The sequence below is a fragment of the Hymenobacter daecheongensis DSM 21074 genome (assembly GCF_900141805.1).
Lineage (GTDB): Bacteria > Bacteroidota > Bacteroidia > Cytophagales > Hymenobacteraceae > Hymenobacter > Hymenobacter daecheongensis.
The window spans coordinates 278,744-297,426 of the sequence record NZ_FQYN01000005.1 but is presented as its reverse complement, the minus strand read 5'-3'; the positions used below and the strand labels follow the sequence as shown (position 1 = coordinate 297,426).

General features: G+C 60.0%; 17 protein-coding genes. 10 read left to right on the top strand and 7 right to left on the bottom strand.

Features of this window, described 5'->3' with window-relative positions; all coding sequences use genetic code 11:
• Positions 1-161: 161 nt before the first annotated feature.
• The 7 genes from BUB62_RS11805 to BUB62_RS11775 all read left to right on the top strand — a co-directional run bounded on the left by BUB62_RS11805 (position 162) and on the right by BUB62_RS11775 (position 7,009).
• Positions 162-1,577: a hypothetical protein gene (locus BUB62_RS11805; protein WP_073110337.1), complete on the top strand. Its 1,416-nt coding sequence runs from the start codon at positions 162-164 to the stop codon at positions 1,575-1,577.
• 148 nt (positions 1,578-1,725) lie between these two features.
• On the top strand, positions 1,726-2,391 hold the full coding sequence (locus BUB62_RS11800) for a glycosyl hydrolase 108 family protein (protein WP_073110334.1): 666 nt from the start codon (positions 1,726-1,728) through the stop codon (positions 2,389-2,391).
• A gap of 34 nt (positions 2,392-2,425) precedes the next feature.
• Entirely contained in the window at positions 2,426-3,784 is a 1,359-nt protein-coding gene (locus BUB62_RS11795; RefSeq protein WP_143164132.1) for a hypothetical protein, read from the top strand.
• 233 nt (positions 3,785-4,017) lie between these two features.
• Positions 4,018-4,809, top strand: a complete 792-nt coding sequence (locus tag BUB62_RS11790) for a hypothetical protein (RefSeq protein WP_143164131.1) — start codon at positions 4,018-4,020, stop codon at positions 4,807-4,809.
• A gap of 49 nt (positions 4,810-4,858) precedes the next feature.
• Positions 4,859-5,524 (top strand): hypothetical protein, encoded by a 666-nt coding sequence (locus BUB62_RS11785; RefSeq protein WP_073110325.1) that lies wholly within the window; start codon positions 4,859-4,861, stop codon positions 5,522-5,524.
• Positions 5,503-6,336: a sensor histidine kinase gene (locus tag BUB62_RS11780; RefSeq protein ID WP_073110323.1), complete on the top strand. Its 834-nt coding sequence runs from the start codon at positions 5,503-5,505 to the stop codon at positions 6,334-6,336. The genes BUB62_RS11785 and BUB62_RS11780 overlap by 22 nt, the downstream gene beginning before the upstream one ends.
• A 4-nt stretch (positions 6,337-6,340) precedes the next feature.
• Complete coding sequence (locus BUB62_RS11775; RefSeq protein ID WP_073110320.1) at positions 6,341-7,009, top strand: response regulator transcription factor; 669 nt, start codon at positions 6,341-6,343, stop codon at positions 7,007-7,009.
• Between the two features lie 18 nt (positions 7,010-7,027).
• On the opposite strand, the gene BUB62_RS11770 is transcribed toward BUB62_RS11775, so the two are convergent.
• Together BUB62_RS11770 and BUB62_RS11765 are read right to left on the bottom strand one after the other, a co-directional pair.
• Positions 7,028-9,019, bottom strand: coding sequence for a M23 family metallopeptidase (locus BUB62_RS11770; RefSeq protein WP_084539018.1), 1,992 nt, complete (start codon positions 9,017-9,019; stop codon positions 7,028-7,030).
• 136 nt (positions 9,020-9,155) lie between these two features.
• Positions 9,156-9,770, bottom strand: a complete 615-nt coding sequence (locus tag BUB62_RS11765; RefSeq protein ID WP_073110317.1) for a fumarylacetoacetate hydrolase family protein — start codon at positions 9,768-9,770, stop codon at positions 9,156-9,158.
• A gap of 246 nt (positions 9,771-10,016) precedes the next feature.
• On the opposite strand from BUB62_RS11765, the gene BUB62_RS11760 reads away from it, so the two are divergent.
• Both BUB62_RS11760 and BUB62_RS11755 read left to right on the top strand, forming a co-directional pair.
• Positions 10,017-10,811 carry a M48 family metallopeptidase gene (locus tag BUB62_RS11760; RefSeq protein ID WP_073110314.1) on the top strand — a complete coding sequence of 265 codons (795 nt, stop codon included), beginning with the start codon at positions 10,017-10,019 and terminating at the stop codon, positions 10,809-10,811.
• A 24-nt stretch (positions 10,812-10,835) separates the two neighbouring features.
• Positions 10,836-11,408 carry a hypothetical protein gene (locus BUB62_RS11755; RefSeq protein ID WP_143164130.1) on the top strand — a complete coding sequence of 191 codons (573 nt, stop codon included), beginning with the start codon at positions 10,836-10,838 and terminating at the stop codon, positions 11,406-11,408.
• A gap of 313 nt (positions 11,409-11,721) precedes the next feature.
• On the opposite strand, the gene BUB62_RS11750 is transcribed toward BUB62_RS11755, so the two are convergent.
• Together BUB62_RS11750 and BUB62_RS11745 are read right to left on the bottom strand one after the other, a co-directional pair.
• Complete coding sequence (locus BUB62_RS11750) at positions 11,722-12,420, bottom strand: alpha/beta fold hydrolase (RefSeq protein WP_073110308.1); 699 nt, start codon at positions 12,418-12,420, stop codon at positions 11,722-11,724.
• Complete coding sequence (locus tag BUB62_RS11745) at positions 12,417-13,802, bottom strand: UDP-N-acetylmuramate--L-alanine ligase (protein WP_073110305.1); 1,386 nt, start codon at positions 13,800-13,802, stop codon at positions 12,417-12,419. The genes BUB62_RS11750 and BUB62_RS11745 overlap by 4 nt, the downstream gene beginning before the upstream one ends.
• A gap of 276 nt (positions 13,803-14,078) precedes the next feature.
• Between BUB62_RS11745 and dnaB the strand changes: the two genes are divergently transcribed.
• Complete coding sequence (dnaB, locus tag BUB62_RS11740) at positions 14,079-15,629, top strand: replicative DNA helicase (protein ID WP_073110458.1); 1,551 nt, start codon at positions 14,079-14,081, stop codon at positions 15,627-15,629.
• 97 nt (positions 15,630-15,726) lie between these two features.
• Here dnaB and BUB62_RS19325 read toward each other — a convergent pair whose 3' ends face one another.
• The 3 genes from BUB62_RS19325 to BUB62_RS11730 all read right to left on the bottom strand — a co-directional run bounded on the left by BUB62_RS19325 (position 15,727) and on the right by BUB62_RS11730 (position 18,675).
• Entirely contained in the window at positions 15,727-15,885 is a 159-nt protein-coding gene (locus BUB62_RS19325) for a hypothetical protein (protein ID WP_159437450.1), read from the bottom strand.
• A gap of 117 nt (positions 15,886-16,002) precedes the next feature.
• Positions 16,003-17,259, bottom strand: coding sequence for a pyridoxal phosphate-dependent aminotransferase (locus tag BUB62_RS11735; protein ID WP_073110302.1), 1,257 nt, complete (start codon positions 17,257-17,259; stop codon positions 16,003-16,005).
• Positions 17,260-17,463: 204 nt separating this feature from the next.
• On the bottom strand, positions 17,464-18,675 hold the full coding sequence (locus BUB62_RS11730; protein ID WP_073110299.1) for a PepSY-associated TM helix domain-containing protein: 1,212 nt from the start codon (positions 18,673-18,675) through the stop codon (positions 17,464-17,466).
• Positions 18,676-18,683 lie beyond the last annotated feature (8 nt).

The window sequence follows — 18,683 nt, the reverse complement described above, 5'->3', positions numbered from 1 at the left end:
AGGCAACACCCGTAAAAATACGTGGTTTTTAAAACAGGTGAATCTACGCTGAAATCAGCTGGCGCAATGGTCGTGCTTTGCCCTTGTCAAAATAGTTTGACGAAGGCGGATACCGAAAAGCCTGAAGAATAGAGTAGGTAGTTTCTCTCAGTTTTCACCTTATGGATACCCTAACCACTGCCCCCGTTGCCCTCGACTCCCCAGCCGCCCCGGCTGCCACTCCCGGCATTACCCCGGGCCAGCAGACGTTCATTCAAAACATGCAGGACCAAGTAGGTAAATTTTTGAGCACCAAGCTCGATGGCCCCTTTCAGGCTTTCAACTACCCGTCTGGCTTCCACAAAGTGCTGATGGTTGGCAATGATGGCTACTACAACCCCCGCACCCTGCTCGACATCGACAAGCTGGTCGACGAGGGCCAGCCGCTGAGACTCGACCCCACGGCCACTTTCTCCGGCATGTACGCCGAGCTGATAAACGGCGCTAAGTTTCAGTTCTCTAAGGCCGACGCTGAACTCATTGCCCAGGAAGAGGGTGACGCCCAAGAGGTTATTCCAGCCATCCTGAGTGCCTTTACCAGCGAAGTTGAAGACTTTCCGGCTGGCACTACTAACAAGGTCGGCTACGTGTACGCTTGGCTGCAAACCAATTATGCCGGAAACACGGATAATCTGCCGCCCATGTACTCGGAGCTGCAAAATGCTCTGGGAACCTATGAGAGCAAAGCCGTGAACAGCATCCGGCTCAACAAGGAACTCAACGATGCTATGACACGCCTGGCGGCGGCGGCAGCCAACGTGACTAACCCATCTGCCGCCAATGGTGGCCTTCAAACTGGGGCTACTACCTGGTATCCTGCTTACAGCCTGCCCGACGCTCAAGCTCTGAGTGGTTCGCTGGAAACTGCTACGAATGCGGTGGATGTGCATCTGGCAATCAGTGATTTCTCCTCCAGTTCCTCGCAAGTCAGCATGTCGGGCTATGGGTCATTTGGGATGGGCATCGCTGATATCTTCGACTTCGGCGGTTCGGGCGATGCCCAGTATAATTCCTCGCAATTCAGCTCGTCGGATGCCGCTATGACTATCGACATCAATTATCCCGGGGTGACGACTTTCTCGGTGTCCCCAGTGGCGCTATCGGCCGATAACAAAACCGGCTGGTACGATCATGACATTGTGGAGGGGCTGATGAATAATAGTGGTCAGGATAAAACGGGCTATGCGCTGATTTCGACGACTCAGTACCCCGTAGCGGAATACTTCGGCACGGGTAAGGCCTTTGCCCATATGCGCACGTTTGTACTTAGCCAACAGCCCACCATCACGCTAACTCTCAGCGGCAGCAATTCCAGCCAGCTAAGCAAAGATCTGACGGCAAACGCGAATACCGAAGTGGATATTATGGGGCTGTTTCATGTCGGCGGATCGGGCTCTTATCAGACGCATTCGATTGATGACACTTCGAGCCAAGGCTCCGTGACCGTGACCTTCGGGCCTACTCCTGACGGCAGCGACCCAGCTGGCCAAGTGGCCTACGTAATGGGTGGGGTGGTTTCCTATCCACCGGCTTCGTAAGGCATTGCCTCCGAAAGCAACCACTCTGCCGGTAGAGAAGTGAAGTAACTGGTGGCCCTTCGTATCTGGTGGGCCGCCAGCTGCTTTTTCCTTGAAGTGGGCACTCGGGGTTCCTCCTTATTTCCTCACGCTTATTTCCCCATCCATCATGGCTGACTTTACTGCTTACTTCCAAATTCTGCGCGCCAATGAAGGAGGCTACTGCAACCGGCCCGACGACTCGGGCGGCGAAACCTACCGCGGCATTGCCCGCAAGAAGAACCCGCAGTGGAATGGCTGGGCTCTGGTAGATGCCACCAAAGCGCGGCTGTACGGGAGAGGCTTGGTGCCCGCCACCGACTGGCTGCCGCTGAGCCACACGCTCGAAGCGGACCCCGCCATTGGCGACCGGGTGCTAGCCTTTTACAAGCCCCAGTACTGGGATACGCTCGGCCTCGATCAGCTGACTTCTCAGTCGGTAGCCGACCAGATAGCCGACCACGGCGTCAACGCGGGAGTTGGGCGGGCTGCCCGCATGGTACAGCAGCTACTCAATACCGAGTTTGGCTGCTCGCTGCCCACAAATGGTCAACAGATTCCGCAAACCGTCGCGGCGCTGAATGCCGTGGATGCCAGAACTTTCTACGGTCACTTTGTAGCAATGCGCCAAGCGTTTTACCACTACCTGGCGGCCAGCCTTGCCCCCGCGCCCGGACCCGAACTAGCGGCATGGTACCAGTTCTTTGCCGTCGACCTAGGCTTGCCCCGCAACCCCAATCTGAACCATGACCTGGACAGCTGGCTAAGCCGCACGCAGGTCCCTTTCACCGCGTAGTTTTGCCACTCCAGCAGCTTTAATCATCCGGTTTATGTTCAGTTTACTTTTCCTACGGGTGGTCTTGCTGGTTTTGCCCGTAGCCGCACAGCTCAGCTCTTCGGCTCCGGCCAGCCAGGCCAGTCAGGTAGCTCCGTCCGCTTCGTCCGCCCCAGCGGACGCGCCGCCACCCCCGGTACCGGGCAGCCCCGCCGGGGAGGTGGCCAAGCCGGTTATCCACCACATTCACCTGACGGCTGATGCCCGGCAGAATGACTCGGTATTTCAGCTGGGTAGTATCATCACTCTCGAAGTTGGTGGCCTGAGTCCGTGGCTGCGCTACCAGGAAGGACTGTTGGTGCAGCGCGGTGTCCCGGCGCAGCAGGCGCACACCCAGGCCCGCAACTTGGTGCTCTATATCGACGATGCCCCGCTGATTGGCATGCCGCCGCTGGCCGTATACGCCGATGAGGCCCCGGCGGCCGGCCAGGCCGCCGGCCGCCGCGACGACAAGGTGGTATTCAAGCTGAGCCGGACCATCGACAATGCCCGCTACTGGAACGTGGTCTACAGCTCACCCTGGGCTTTTTCGCACCCCGGTCACATTGGCCTGGGCTACGACGACCAGGTCATCACCGAACTTTATCCCGGTCCTACGGGCATTGTCCGGTTCGAGTTGATTCAGCCCAGTGCCTTATGGGGCTCATTGCTGGGTACGGCCGTGCTGGGGCTGAGTATACTGCTGCTGGCATCCCGCTCCTGGCTGCTGCGCGAAACGGACGGCCAAGCTACCGGCCCCGACGGAGCCATAGTAACCGTGGCGAATCCTGCCTACAGCCTGGCCAAAATGCAGCTAGCCTGGTGGACGTTTATCATCTTGAGCTGCTATCTGATTATCTATTGCGTCACCGGCGAAATGCCTGACCTGTCAGTAACCTCGCTGGGCCTGCTGGGAATCAGCGCCGGCACCACCGCCCTGAACGGCCTGCTTACGCCCGCCGCGGGAGCGCAGCCGCTCCCTGTATACCCAAGTCGGGGCTGGCTGACCGATATTCTATCCGACGGGCATGGCGTGAGTATGCACCGGCTCCAGAAAGTGGTAATTTCTCTGATGATGGGCTACTTTTTCGTGCGCTCGGTCTACAAAACCGTGGCGATGCCCGACTGGACCACCAACCAGATGCTGCTGCTAGCCGTGAGCAGCGCTACGTACCTGGGCCTGAAGTGGCAGGAAAACCGTCAGCCCGATGCTGCTGCCGCGCCGAATACTATCCCGCCGTCAGCTTCGCCGTCGCTACCTGCCTTTCCGCAGAATCCTTCGTCTGGGTCTTCTTCAGATGCCGTCTTCAATCCGCAGGTCACGGGTGCCGGGGGGGCGCTGCCCGGCGCGTCGGTGTCCGTAGCGCAAGCGTAGTAGCGTCGCTGCTGTTGGCTAAAAGGTTCGGCATGGTGCTGCCCGGAGGCTACCGTGCCAGCCCAGCCGCAGTTGCTGAGCAGAATCGATATACTTGCCCGCTTATCGCAGGTTGTTGGTCACCTCTGCGTCAACTTCTGCATTTCTAAAGCTGGTCGAACTTGTTCGTCTGGTTCTGCATACAGCACGGGAACCCGGAAATTCCCAGGCTGCCTTTCCTCTCCTGTCAAGTTTTGTTTCAACTGTTTTTTTCTTGTCTGATGATTGATTCTTTCGTTTCGCCCGAAATTATTTCGCAGGTTGATTTTGACCGCCACGCCGCCAAATGGCAGCAGATAATTACTAGCCGGCACCACCACCACCTGCAACGTTGCTTCCATACGGCCGAAGATGCCCGCATGCAGTACGTGCGCTTTCCTATGCAGCACATTGCGTGGCTGGTATCAACGGTCGGAATCCACCACATTGAAGCACGCTTTCTGGTAATGAGCGAGGACGAAGAAAGCCCCCGCTTTGCCTTGGCCCTTTATGCGGCAGATGCTCGTGGCCTGCGCATTTCGGCTTACTACCTGTCGGCTCCCCAGATAGCGGCCACCGCGCCAACCCCTCCGCTACACGCCCTGACTGACCCAGGTGCCGGTGCAGAGCAGGTACCGCATTACATGGTAAAAAAATGGCTAGCGAACTGGCGGGATGCGCCCGAACTCAAGCCGGATATGTTTGTCAATAGCTACGGCCCTCTGCAGGGCTATACCTTCTCGGTCGGCGACTTTATGAAATCTTTGTTCGAGTCGCAGCCCTACGGGGCGCGGGAACTGTGGGTAGACTTGGGCCTCCACGAATATTATTCCGCTTCCCTGAGCACGCAGGCAACCTACACGTTTGGCTTGGTACTGCGCCTGTATCAGCCCCTGCTACAGGTACAGGAAGCCAGCGATGGCACCGCCGACTCGCAGAGCCCAGCGGCTCAGCAAAGCGCAGAACCCTTCTACGACATGTCGACCCCTTGCCCTCCCGGCTTTTAGCCCTGGCCGTGTGCCTACCCCGGATTCATAGATTCTATCCTCTCGTTTTATGGATACTACCAGCACTCATCTGCCCTTGCAGCAGATATTGATGCGGCTGACGCTGCTTCCAGTGCTAGCCGCCAGCCTGATCGGGCTGGTGCGCTTCCGCCATCTGCCGCCCAACTTACGGTATCTGGCGGCAGGGGTGGGCTTTTTCCTGCTGCCTATGGGCTTGCTAGGCCTGCTGCTACTGGTGCTGCATCGCAACAACTTGTTTCTGATGCCTATTTATACACTTGGCGAGTTGGGGATACTGGCTGCCGTGTACCACCGTACCCTGCACTCAGTATTCTTCACCCGCCTCATGCTGTGGCTGACGGCCGGGTTTGCTAGCTACGCAGTAGTAGATCTTCTGGCGGCAACGATGCTAACTCGGTTCCGGCCGGGTCAGCAGGTGCTGCAGAGCGTGCTCATCCTGGCAATGGTCGGGTTTTACTTTCGCCAGCTCCTGAATGAGCTGCAGGTGAAGCGTCTGTGGCAAGAGCCCATGTTCTGGGTATCCGCTGGGCTATGCATCTATTTTTTGGGCTACCTCCAAATTGCGCTTTTTAGCAATTATCTGCTGCGTTACTCCCGGCAGCTAAACATGAATATCTGGGCCGTTCACTCCCTGTTATTCATTGTTCTGTACCTCTGCTATTGCCGGGCACTATGGGTTTCCCCGAAGAGCTAACATTTGGCCAACTGCTCTACGGCGGTATTGGATTCATGCTGCTGGCCGGAGGAATCTTGTTGGCTTTTCTGGTGCTCTACCAGAAGCGGCTGCTGCTGCACCAGTTGCGTTTGCGTACCATCCAGACGGCTCATCAGCAGGATCTTCTGCGTGTGCAGCAGCAGCTCCTGCTTGCCGTGATTGCCGCTCAAGAGGGAGAGCGGGAACACATCGGACAGGATCTGCACGATGGTATCGGCTCCATTCTGGCTACGGCCAAGTTGTTGCTCTACCGCTTGGATCAGCAGGTGGCCCAGGAAGAGTTTGCTCATTTGCTCGGGCTGGTAAAAGAACTGATAAGTACTGCGGTACAGGAGGTACGCGGCATTTCGCACAACCTGTATCCGGCCGTGCTTGCCCGCTTCGGCCTGGCGGAAGCCATTCAGCACCTAACGGATACCTGCAACGAAACCGGCAAGCTGCCTATTGAGTTAACGCTGGATTACTTTCAGCCGCTGGACTTGGATCAGGAGTTGGCATTGTACCGTATCTGTCAGGAACTGGTATCTAATGCCATAAAGCACGCGCGCGGCGCTACTCGGCTGGCCGTACGCCTGCAACAACAGGGCTCCCTGTTGAAGTTGGTGGTCGAGGACAATGGGTGCGGCTTTTCCTCCCAGTTGCCGCCCACCGGCTCGTCGGCCGCCAGCGGCAACGGCCTGCGTAATATTAACGTGCGGGTACAGATGCTGCAGGCCCAACTACACCTCGACACTGATGCCGGACAGGGCACGCGCATTACTATCGAGCTAAACTCTACGACTTTACCTTAGGCTTATGCCAGTTCCTATAGCCCCGGTGCAGATTGCTCTACTCGACGACCACCCGCTGTTCCGGCAAGGCCTGCGCTATATTTTGCAGACTCTGCCATACGTGGAGGCCGTAACCGAAGCAGCTGAGCTATCGGAGCTACTGGTCAGCTGCCGACAGCGGATACCGGATATTCTGTTGCTCGACTTGCAGATGCCCAATACCGATGGAATGGAAGTCGCTCAGGTACTGCTGGCGGAGTTCCCCCAACTGAAGATCATCGTGCTGTCAATGTTCTCAGCCGATAAATTCGTCACCCAGATGATAAAGTTGGGGGCACGCAGCTACCTGCCCAAAGACGCCACTCAGGAAGAGCTAATCCTAGCCATTGAAGATGTTCTCGCAACGGGCCACCATTTTACCCCGCATATTTCGCGGGCACTGATGCGTAACGTGCAGCGGCCCACCCGGCAGCCGGCCACAGAATTATTTAACCTAATACGGCTTACTTCCCGGGAACGGGAAGTGCTGCGCTATATCTGCGAAGGCTATACGGCCGCTAAGATTGCTGATCAGCTATCCATCAGCCCTCGCACGGTGGAAGGGCACTGGCAAAAGCTGCTCGAGAAAACCGGCGCCACCAATGTTGCCGGGCTGGTCCTGTTTGCGACCAAGCACGGCATGGTAGAAACATAGCCCTGGTCCGATACTTCTCTACAAATTCAGATTCACTACCCGCTCGTTGCCGGCCTGATCGGTGATGCGCAGCGTGGCGGGGCCGCGCAGGGGCGGGCCCACCGTATCGGGCCGCTCGGTGAAGAGAGTGGCGTTTTTGTGCTCGTAGCGCAGCAGGCGAAACCGCCCACCTACCAGCAGCTGGTAGCTGGCCAGCCCCGAGAGGTCGTCGCCCACCTTGAACACGAGGCCGCCCGCGCGGCTCACCAGCCGGACCGTGGGCGGAATGGTATCCGTGAAGATGCCGAAGCGCCCGAATACCTTGGTGGCGAAGGAAACCTGGTTGCCGTCCCACTTGCCGCCTACGTAGCTGCGGCCGCCCCGCGCATTTACCAGGTACACCGCCGACCGCGTCTTGTCGGCCACCTCGGTGGTAGGTTTCAGGGTGAGGCGCAACGGCAGATACAGCGACTGGCGTGGGCTCTGCACCGTCCAGATGCCGTCTTTGTAGCTGGTTTGCAGATACAGGGTGTCAAACAGCGTCTGGGGGCCGAAGCTCAGGTTCAGGAAGTTATCAGCGTAGCCCTGCTCCGTGCCCGAGGGAATCAGGGCCTGGCGGTCGAAGCGCTTGGTGATGGGGCCGAAGCGGATGGAATCGGGCAGGCCGGCGCGCAGGTCGTAGAGGTACACGTTCTGGCTCTGGGTGGTGTAGCTGGGTTTCAGCTCCAGGCGGCGGCTGCCGCGCAGCAGCACCGCGTTGGCGCTTTGCCGGGCCGTGTCGGGGTCGGCGGCAATTACCTTGAGAATGTTGCGGGTAATTTCCCAGCGCAGCGCCGGCTGCCGCACGGCCGCGCTGCGGGTTTTGGTGTAGCTAGGCTGCCGGCCGCGCAGCACGAAGGTGAGCGGGGTCACGTTGCCGTAAGAGTCGCTCATTTTCACTCCCACGGTGTAGGTTTTGCCGTCTTCCACCCGCAGGCGGCCCTTGGTGGGGCCGGTGGTGTACATGCTCAGGGGGTTGCCATCGTCCACAAACAGCTTTTGCAGCGTGCGGCCCTGGGTCATCATCCACTCGTAGTCCACGTGCTGGTTCACGGCGCGGGTGCCCTCCGGAAACGGCACGTTATCGACGGTGTGGGCGTAGAGCGGCTGGCCGTTCACGCGCACTTCCACCCGCTGGAGGCCATTTTTATTCCAGGCATTATCAAACCGGTCGAAGGCCTGAAGCAGCACGCCCACGGTGCCAAAGGCGGTGATGGTATCGGGCCAGACGGTGGTCGGAATGGTTTTGGGCACGAACACCGCCTTGTCGAAGCGGCCCTGCACGCGGGCATCAATGCTGAGCGGCTCCACGGCAAAGGCCTGGAGCATGGGCGCAATGTGGTCCTGAATTTCGGCGAAGCCGCCCCACTGCAGCGGGTTCAGCTGGTTGTCCTGCGCGTCGCGCACTTCCCAGTGCAGGTGCGGCCCCGCCGAGCCGCCCGTGTTGCCCGACAGGGCCACCACCTCGCCGCGCTTCACCGGAAACTGGTCTTTGGCAAAGAACATTTCCTGCTCGTAGGTCTGCTTCTCATACTGCTTCTGGCGCAGGGCCCCAGCCACGGGCCCCAGAAAGCGGTTGAGGTGGCCATATACCGTCGTCAGGCCGTTGGGGTGGGTGATGTAGAGCACGTTGCCGTAGCCGAAGCTGCTCTGCTTCAGGCGCGAGATGTAGCCCTCGGCCGCCGCATACACCGGCAAGTCCACCCGCCCGTCGGTCTTGATATCGAGGCCGCCGTGGAAGTGATTGGGGCGCAGCTCGCCCATGCTGGCGGCCAGAAAGTTGGGCTGGCCGGGCTTGATGGGCAGCAGAAAATAGCCGTTGGCCACCGCGGGCCGCGCTGCCGGTCCGGCAGCGGGTTTGGGGTTGCGCTTTTCGGCAGAATCGGCCTCCTGGCCGCCGCAGGAAATGGGCCGCAGCCCCAGCAGCAGCACAAACGGCAGCGCCAGGCTCAGCAGCCGGCGCGGGGCAGTAGGCAAAAAGGAATTCGGCATGAAATGTAGTAGCAGGGGTGGACCCCTCCCCAACCCCTCCCCAAAAGGGAGGGGCTCTAATTTTAGCCCACTAGAAAACTAGATTCTAGAGCTAAAGCCCCTCCCCTTTGGGGAGGGGTTGGGGAGGGGTTTGGGCTTACTTAACGGCCAGTTCCAGGATTTTCTCTTCCTCAATGTACCCCGTCAGCTGGTCGCCAATCTTCACCGGGCCTACGCCGCTGGGCGTGCCGGTGAAGATCAGGTCGCCCATTTTCAGGGTAATGAAGCGCGACACGTAGCTGATGATGGCCGCGAAGGGGTGCAGCATCAGGCCGGAGTTGCCACGCTGCCGCACCTCGCCGTTCACCTCCAGATGGAAGTTGATGTTGGCCAGGTCGGCGAAGTCGGCCACGGGCTTGAAGGTGGTGCCCAGCGGCGCGGAGCCGTCGAAGCCCTTGGCCAGCTCCCAGGGCAGGCCCTTGCTTTTGAGCTTGCTCTGCAGGTCGCGGGCGGTGAAATCGATACCCAGGCCGATGGCGTCGAAGTAGGTGGGAGCGAATTTCTCGTCGATGTTCTTGCCGTTCTTGCACACGCGCAGCACCAGCTCAATCTCGTGGTGAATATCCTGGCTGAAATCGGGGTAGAAGAAGGGCTGGTTGCGCTGCAGCAGCGCCGTATCGGGCTTGAGGAAGATGACGGGCGCGTCGGGCGTTTCGTTCTGGAGTTCGGCAATGTGTTCGGCGTAGTTGCGGCCGATGCAGATTATTTTCATGGAGAGAAAGCAGGCGGGGAAGGGTTTCGGTCAAAAATAGCGCTAATTCGCGGCCCGGAAAACCCGAAAGGCTGCCTACGCAACGGCGGTGCCCCCGGTTGGCCGCCACCGGCCCAACATTTTACCCGCCGCCCGACGTATAGCCTTTGATCTACGCTGCCTGTTGGACTGTGCTGCTGCCCGCTGTGGGCCGGGCGACTCTTCTCAGGGCGGCCGGTCTTTCGTTCACCTAGCCTTTCCTCCGCCATGCTCAAACAGCTCGCCCTTTCTGCCTGCCTGCTCATAGCGGCCGGCTGCGCAACCGTCCCCATCACGGGCCGCCGCCAGCTCAGCCTGGTCTCCGACGGCGAAATTATCAGCCTGGCCCAGCAGCAGTATGCGCAGGTGCTCAGTACCAGCCGGCTTTCGACCAATGCCGCCCAGACGGCGCTGGTCAGGCGCGTGGGGCAGCGCATTCAGCAGGCCGTGGAAACGTATTTCCGCTCCCAGAATGCTCAGGATCAGCTGGCCGGCTACCAGTGGGAGTTCAATCTGATTGAGGACAAGCAGGAAAACGCCTGGTGTATGCCCGGCGGCAAAGTAGCCGTGTACACCGGTATTCTGCCCATCACCCAGGACGAAAACGGCCTGGCCGTGGTGATGGCCCACGAAGTGGCCCACGCCGTGGCCAAGCACGGCAACGAGCGCCTGAGCCAGGGCCTGCTGCAGCAGCTGGGCGGCCAGGCGCTGTCAGTAGCGCTGGCCAACAATGCGCCCGCCACCCAGCAATTGGCGCTGCAGGCGTTCGGGGTGGGCTCCACGGTGGGCCTGCTCAAGTATGGCCGTAGCCAGGAGTCGGAAGCCGACCACCTGGGGCTGATTTTTATGGCCCTGGCCGGCTACAACCCCGACGGCGCCATCGAGTTCTGGCAGCGCATGGATGCGCGCGAGGGCAAGGCATCCCCGCCCGAGTTTCTCTCCACGCACCCTTCCAGCGGCACGCGCATCGCCGATATTCAGCGCGAACTGCCCGAAGCGCGTAAATACTACAAGCCCCGCTAACTGCCGGGGTTCTGCTCCTTCCGAATGAAACTACCCTTCCGTTCTTTCCTGTTGGCCGGCTTCTCGGCCGCCACCCTGCTGGCCCTGCCGGCCTGCGAAACCACCAAACCCAAGCGCGGCGGCTTCCCCGAAGTCAGCGGCCCCACCTCCGACCCCGATGAAACCAAGCGCCGGCAGCTGGAAGCCACCAGCAAGCAGGTGGCCCGCATTGCCGAGGGCAAAGTCGAATACCTGATACCCCGCGCCCAGCTGGCATCGGCCTTCATCCGCGAGTTCAAGGATGGCACGGTGGTCGATAAAACGATGATCCGCAAGGTGCAGGAGTCGCCCAAGGACAAGGCTATCTACTACCTGGTGGGGATGGGGCTGCGCAACGGTATGTTCCGCTCCATGGCCATTCCGCTGGAAACCTCCACGGATAAAAGCCTGTACCTGAACTCCAACGCCGAGCGCTACATCATCACCAGCGTAGGCTGCAATTTCTGCTACTTCTCCTTCGAGAAAAACCGCATTGTAGGCACCACCTGCGAAGACAACAGCGGCGGCAGCCGCTGCGACCTGGTGGTGGAAAACACCAACGGAATCTTCCGCCGATGAACCGCCAATGGCTCTTACGCCTGGGCCTGACGGCGCTGGCCCTGCTGGTAGTATCCGACAAGCGCCGCCCCAAGCCGCCCGCAGTGCCGCAGCCGCCGACGAAGCCTCAGCCTTGACATAGTAGTACGGTAAGGGTGAAGCCCCAACGAGGCGGCATATGGGTAGAAACCAGAGTTTCTGAAATGACAAAAGCCCCAGCGGGGCGGCACCCTCGTTCAACGATTGGTGCCGCCCCGCTGGGGCTTTTGTTTAGTTATACCGCTGTGGTTCTACCGATATGCCGCCCCGCTGGGGCTTGGTGATTTTTGTGTCGCTATGCCACCGCCGAAATCAGTGCCATAATGCGCCCCGCCAGAAAATCCGGGTTCACGCGCTCCAGCGGGTGCGGCGTATTCATGATGACTTCCACTGTGGCGTGGGGCAGGTAGCCAGCAAACCGTTGGGAAGCATCTACGCCGGCCGTTTTGTCCAGCTCGCCGACCAACACCTGTACCGGGATGGTGATGCGGGCTAGGGTTTCGGCCGTCAGGGGCGGGTTTTCGGCCAGCTGCCGGAGCATGGCGGCCATAGCCGTTACCACCTCGGGCCAGGGCGTAGGCGCGTGCGTGGCCGCCAGCTGCTCGCCGAACTGCGGCACTTTCTCCTGAATCTTGGCCGGGTCCAGCAGCCGGGTTTCGGCCGCCACCGTTTCCGGGTTCCAGTCGAACTTGGTGCCCAGCGTGGTAATGGATTTGATGGGGCCCGGCACCAGCAGTGCACTCAGCAAGGCTGCGTAGCCACCCATGCTGAAGCCAAAAACGTGAACTGCCTGCAGGCTGTGCTGGCTGATATACTGCTGGATTTCCTGCGCGAAATGCAGCATCGAAAACTCGCCCGCAACTACCGCCCGGCCGCCGTGGCCGCTAAATGAAAACGTATGGACCTGGCAAAACTGCGCCAGCTCGCGGGCCAGGGGCTGCACTGATTTGGCGGAGCCCAACGCGCCGTGCAAAAGAAGAAGGTTCGGTTTCATCGGGTTATTTCTTCGGCCAGCTGGTTCAGGTCGAGGCCATCGAATGTGCCGGAGGACATCATCAGCAGGTTGGTCTCCTGCCAGTTTTGCTCGTGCAGAAAGGCGGCCAGGGCCTTGCTGTCGGTAAATACTTTGAGGTCGGGGCGCTGGAAGGCGGCCTGCACGGCCTCGGGCGGCAGCGGGGGCAGGCGCTTGTGCGCCAGCACCTGGGGGTTGAAGTAGACGATAGCCACGTCGGGCGCATCGAAGGTGTGGGCGTACTGAGGCAAAAAGGCCGGGTTCAGGCTGCTGAATGTATGCAGCTCCAGGCAGGCCACCAGCCGGCGCTTTGGGTACTGCTTTTTGAAGGCCGTGGCTGTGGCTTTGAGCTTGCTGGGGGCGTGGGCAAAGTCCTTGTACACCACCGAGCCTTCGCCCTCGCGCACCAGCTCCAGCCGCCGCGCCGCGCCCTTAAACGTGGCCAGCGCTTCATAAAAGTCCTTGCCCTTGATGCCCAACTGCTTGCACACTTCCTTGGCCGCCGAGATGTTGCGCAGGTTGTGGTCGCCGAACACCTGGATGGGCACTTCCTCGTCTTTCTTGGTGATGAGTGTGGTTTTGCCGTTTTTGACGGTGTGTTCGTGCGGGCCGTAGCCGATGTACTTCACGTCGGGGTTAGTGGGCACGGTCACGAGCTGCACCTGCTCGTCGTGCTGGTCATAAATCAGCACGCCGGCCTTGGGCGTCATCTCGGCGAAGATGCGGAACTGCTCCCGGTAGTCTTCCTCGGTCGGAAACACGTTGATATGGTCCCAGCTGATGCCCGAAATAAGGCCGATGTGGTGCTGGTAGAGGTGAAACTTGGGCCGCCGGTCAATCGGCGACGACAGGTACTCGTCGCCCTCGATGATGATGATGGGCGAGTCTTCCGTCAGCTGCACCATCAGGTCAAACCCTTCCAGCTGGGCGCCCACGGCGTAGTCGAACTTGCGCCCGTGGTAGCGCAATACGTGCAGGATGAGCGAGGTAATGCTGGTTTTACCGTGCGAGCCGCCAATGACCACGCGCTGCTTATCCTTAGAAGCCTCGTAAATAAACTCCGGGAATGAGTAAATCCGCAGCCCCAGCTCCTGGGCTTTCAACAGCTCCGGGTTGTCGGCGCGGGCGTGCATGCCCACTATCACGGCATCGAGGTCGGCGGTGATTTTCTCCGGAAACCAGCCTTCCTGCGCCGGCAGCAGGCCCGCGGCGGCCAGGCGGCTTTTGGCGGGCTCAAAGATTTCGTCGTCGGAGCCCGTGACCTGGGCGCCGCGGCGGTGCAGGGCCAGGGCCAGGTTGTGCATGATGCTGCCGCCGGTGGCAATCAGGTGCAGGCGGTTCAGGGAAGCGGGCGTAGCGGCCATTCAATTAAACTAAAGCGGAGCGGATAGGCTTACAGGGGGCGCAAAGGTAGCAAACGCCCTGCGTTGGCCGCCGTCCGGGGCGTTTTGTCCGGGGCCGCTTGGGTCAATGTACCGAAAAGAAAGAGTTTTTTCCTGCCCCACATTCTGCGGCTGAGCCGTTAGCTTTGTGCCCCCTTTTGGGTTAGATTTGCTGAGTACACGATGAACGACCGAATGGACGACCGCCTGAAACAATCTGCCGCCCGCGCCAAGGCCGCCCTGATCAATCGGCCCACGATGGGGCCGATGGGCGGGCCGGCCGGCAAGCTGCCCCCGCAGGCGCTGGAGCTGGAAGCGGCGGTGCTGGGCGCATTGATGCTGGAAAAGGACGCCCTGACCACCGTCATCGACATTCTCAAGCCTCAGAGCTTCTACAAGGAAGGCCACACGCGCATCTTCAAGGCCATCCTGAACCTGTTCGACAAGTCGGAGCCGATTGATATCCTGACCGTTACGCACGAGCTGCGGGAGATGGGCGAGCTGGAAACGGCCGGCGGGGCGCACTACGTGGCCAACCTCACCTTCAAGGTGAACTCGGCGGCTAACATCGAGTACCACGCCCGCATCATCACCGAAAACGCCATCAAGCGGGAGCTGATCAACATTGCCAGCACCATCCAGCGCGACGCTTTCGAGGATACCACCGACGTGTTCAATTTGCTCGATAAGACCGAGCAGGATCTGTTTGAAGTCTCGGAATCCAACATCCGCAAGAACTTCGACGACATGCGCAGCCTGATGGGCAAGGCCATCAAGGAGCTGGAAGAAAAGAAAAACCAGAAGGACGGCCTCACCGGCGTACCCTCCGGCTTCACCGCCTTGGACCGGGTAACGAGTGGCTGGCAACCATCTGATTTAGTGATTATTGCGGCTCGGCCCGGCATGGGCAAAACGGCTTTCGTGGTATCCGCCATGCGCAACGCGGCCGTCGAGTTCAAGAAGCCGGTGGCCATCTTCTCGCTGGAAATGTCGTCGCTGCAGCTCGTGAATCGTCTGATTTCGGCCGAGGCAGAGCTGGACTCGGAGAAGATCAAGAAGGGCAACCTGGCCGACTACGAGTGGGCCCAGCTCAACCATAAGATTTCCGCGCTGTCGTCGGCCCCGATCTACATCGACGATACGCCCGGCCTCAGCATCCGGGAGCTGCGCACCAAGTGCCGTCGCCTCAAGGCCCACCACGATATTCAGATGATTATCATCGACTATCTGCAGCTGATGACGGGCAACACGGATGGCAAGGGTGCCGGCAACCGCGAACAGGAAATTGCCTCGATTTCGCGGGCCCTGAAAGGCATCGCCAAGGAGCTGAACGTGCCCGTGCTGGCGCTGTCGCAGCTTTCGCGCTCGGTCGAAACCCGCGGCGGCGACAAGAAGCCCCAGCTCAGTGACCTGCGCGAATCCGGCTCCATCGAGCAGGACGCCGACATGGTAATCTTCCTCTACCGACCTGAATACTACAAAATTACGGAGGACGAGATGGGAAACCCGACTCAGGGAACGGGTGAAGTTATCATTGCCAAGCACCGGAACGGCTCCCTGGAAACCGTGCAGCTCAAGTTCATCGGCAAGTTCACCAAGTTCGCCGACCTCGACGGAACTTACGGTGACGCATCTGGTAATTTCTTGCCTGCTGGGTCCGATTATAGCGCTGGCCGAGCTTTACCACCAAGCACTTTTGAGGAATTTCAGCCGAATACGTTACGTATCCCTAGCAAAATGAATAATGATACACCGGCTCAGCCTTTTCCAAAGAAAACTTTCAACGACGATGAGCCCTTACCCTTTTAAGCCACATTTATTGCAACTGACTTAGAAGTAGAACGAAATAACAGAAAGGGACTTTCACCAATGTGGAAGTCCCTTTCTGTTATTTCGTTTCTGGCGGTTACTCTTCTGGCTGAGGTTCCGGCGTGGGGCGCGGATACCAGCACCAGCTGCGCTTGAGGTCCATTTCTTCGGGCGTATCCAGCAGGCGCGGGCCGGTTTCGTGGGGCGGATACTTTAATGCGTCGGGAAGCTGGGCGTATTCTTCGGGACTGAGCATAGCGGCTAAGGAAAGGGGAGAAGGTACTGACAGGGGACGCGCCATTTGAGGCAGCCGAAACGCAGCGTCCTTCTTTTTGAACAGCCTGTGCGCCGCGAAGGTTGCCCTCTGTTACCGTTATTTCAAGGCATCTAATGCACTTTTCAGGCGGGGCAATGCCGCTTGGATAGACGTTAGCGACGCGCCGCCGACCGACATGCGGAACCACGTTGAGGTATCGGAAGTGCCGAAGGCCCCGAAGGGCACCAGGGCCAGCCGGGCTTCGGAAATGAGATAGAAAGTGATGTCCTTATTGGTGGCCAGCAACAGGCCGGTCGGGGTGGTTTTGCCCAGCACGTTGAGCTGGGCGGTGAGGTAGATGGCGCCCATCGGCACGATGGCATCGACGGGGTAGCCGGCTTTTTTCAGCTCCTGCAGGCCCTGATACAGCGCGTTCAGGCTTTCCTGAACCTTGATTTTGAAGTCGTCGAGGAAGTCATCCACGGCCGGGGTCTGGGGCAGGTAGGCGGCGGTGGCTACCTGCTCAGCCTTGGGCGCCCAGGCTCCTACGTGGCCCAGAATGGACTTCATCTTATCAATGACTTCGGCGGGGCCGAAGGAGTAGCCCACCCGCACACCGGTGGCCGCGAAGCACTTGCTGATGCCATCGATGTAGATGATGTAGTCGCGCAGGGCGGGGCGCAGGTTTACGGGGTCGTAGTGGCGGGTTTCGCCGAAGGTGAGCATCCAGTAAATCTGGTCGTAGAGGATGTAGAGCGGCTTTTCGCCGGGGGCGCGGCGCTGATTTTCGGCCAGCACCAGGTCGCAGATCTGCTCCAGATCTGCCCGGGAAAATACGGTGCCGGAGGGGTTCAGCGGCGAGCACAGGGCCAGCAGGGTGGCTCCTGGCAGGTGGGGCGCTACCTCGGCGGCGGTGGGCATGAAGTTGTTTTCGGCTCGGGTTTCTACCAGCACGGCCTCGGCCCCGGATAGGTGGCAGTAGTGGTTGTTATTCCACGAGGGCACCGGGAATACCACCTTGTCGCCGGGGTCGATAAGGGCCAGGTAGGTGGCGTAGATGAGCGGGCGCGAGCCGCCGGCTACCAGGATATCGTTGGGCGAGTAGGAGAGGCCCAGGCGCTCTTCGGTGAAGCGGGCCACGGCTTGGCGCAGCTCATTCACTCCGTTGGCGGGCGGGTAGTTGGTCTGGCGGGCCTGGTAGGCGGCCGAGATACCGGCTTCCAGCTCCCGCGGAATAGGGAAAATGGCCGGGTCGAAGTCGCCGATAGTGAGGTTGCAGATTTCCTCGCCCCGGCGAATCATCTCATTGACTTCGTTGCCGATTTTGATAATCTCGGAGCCAATCAGGCTGTCGGCCATTCGGGAGACTTGCATAGGGAGCCGCGTTTTTGCCCCAAGATAATCGGGAATCCGGTACTGCTGCCGTGGTAGCCTGTACGAAGGGCGCATAATTCCAAACGTCTGTCATCCTGAGCAAAGCGAAGGACCTGATGCCCCTTGCACGATTCGTAACAACGATAGTCGTGCAAGGGGCATCAGGTCCTTCGCTTTGCTTAGGATGACAGACAGCTGCAATAATCACCCCACTGCCACCCGCTGCTTCGCAGCTTTCCTACGCGCTTTGCGCAGCCGGCCCAGCCACATAACGGTGCCCGTGACCGGAAACGTGACGCCCAGCATACACACCACCAGCGCCAGCACTTTAGAAGGAGTGCCGAAAATAGCCCCCGTATGCACGGGCTTGAAGGTGCGCCGTACGCGCTGGCCCAGGTTGCGGTCGGTAAAGGCCAGCCGGCCCAGCACCTGCCCGGTGTGCTGGTCCAGGTATAGCTCGTCGGTGGCCGATTCGGTGGCGGCGTCGGGGCGGAGCGTGTTTACGCGCAGGCTTTCGGTGGAGTCTTTGGGCAATTGGATGGCGTAGTAGACGGCCGTGGGCGCGGCCCGGCGGGCGGCGGCATAAGCAGCATCGAAGCTGATAATGCGGCCCGCGGCGGCCGGCGCCGATTTGGGTGCTTCGGGCCCTTTGGGGTCGGAGTGGGTGAGGGTGAAGATGCCGTTGTTGAACCACTCAAACGACCAGGCCAGGCCGGTGAAGGCGAAAACGAACAGAAACAGGGCGCTGTAAAAGCCCAGCACCACGTGCAGGTCGTGGTTGAGGCGCTTCCAGCTGGCATCCCACTTCACGGTGAGGCGCTGGCGCACGGCCTGGCGCGTGGCCGGCCACCACAGCACCAGCCCGGTGCCGATAATGAACAGAAACAGCAGCGTGCTCACGCCCACCACCAGCTTGCCTACCGGGCCGCCCACCATGCCCCGGTGCAGCGCCATTACGGAGAAAAAGAACGTGTCGCGGTAAGTTACTTTGTCGATGATAGCCCCGGTGTAGGGGTTCACGTACAGTTTTGGCCCGCCGCCTTCCCCGCCTTTGGGTGCTTCTTTCTTGCCGGCCTTCCCGGCCCCGGCACCCGTGGCAGTGGGGGCTTCCGGCGGCTTGCGGCCGCCTTGGGGCCCGCCACCCATCAGGCTTATTTCTACCGTGCGGCTGGGGTCAGCATACACTTTCAGGCCGCTTACTTTGGCTTTCGCGTCAGTAGCTTTCACGGCGTCTGCCAGCTGCTGCAGCGGGAGGCGCTGCGGGCCGGTGGCGGTCAGGAAGTAGCGCTGCGGGTGCCAGGCTTGCTCGATTTCCCTCTCAAATACGAGCAGTCCGCCCGTGAGGCATACCAGGGCAATAACCAGCCCCGACGCCAGGCTAAGGTAGAGGTGAATGTTGCGGAAGAAGATTTTCATACTTACCA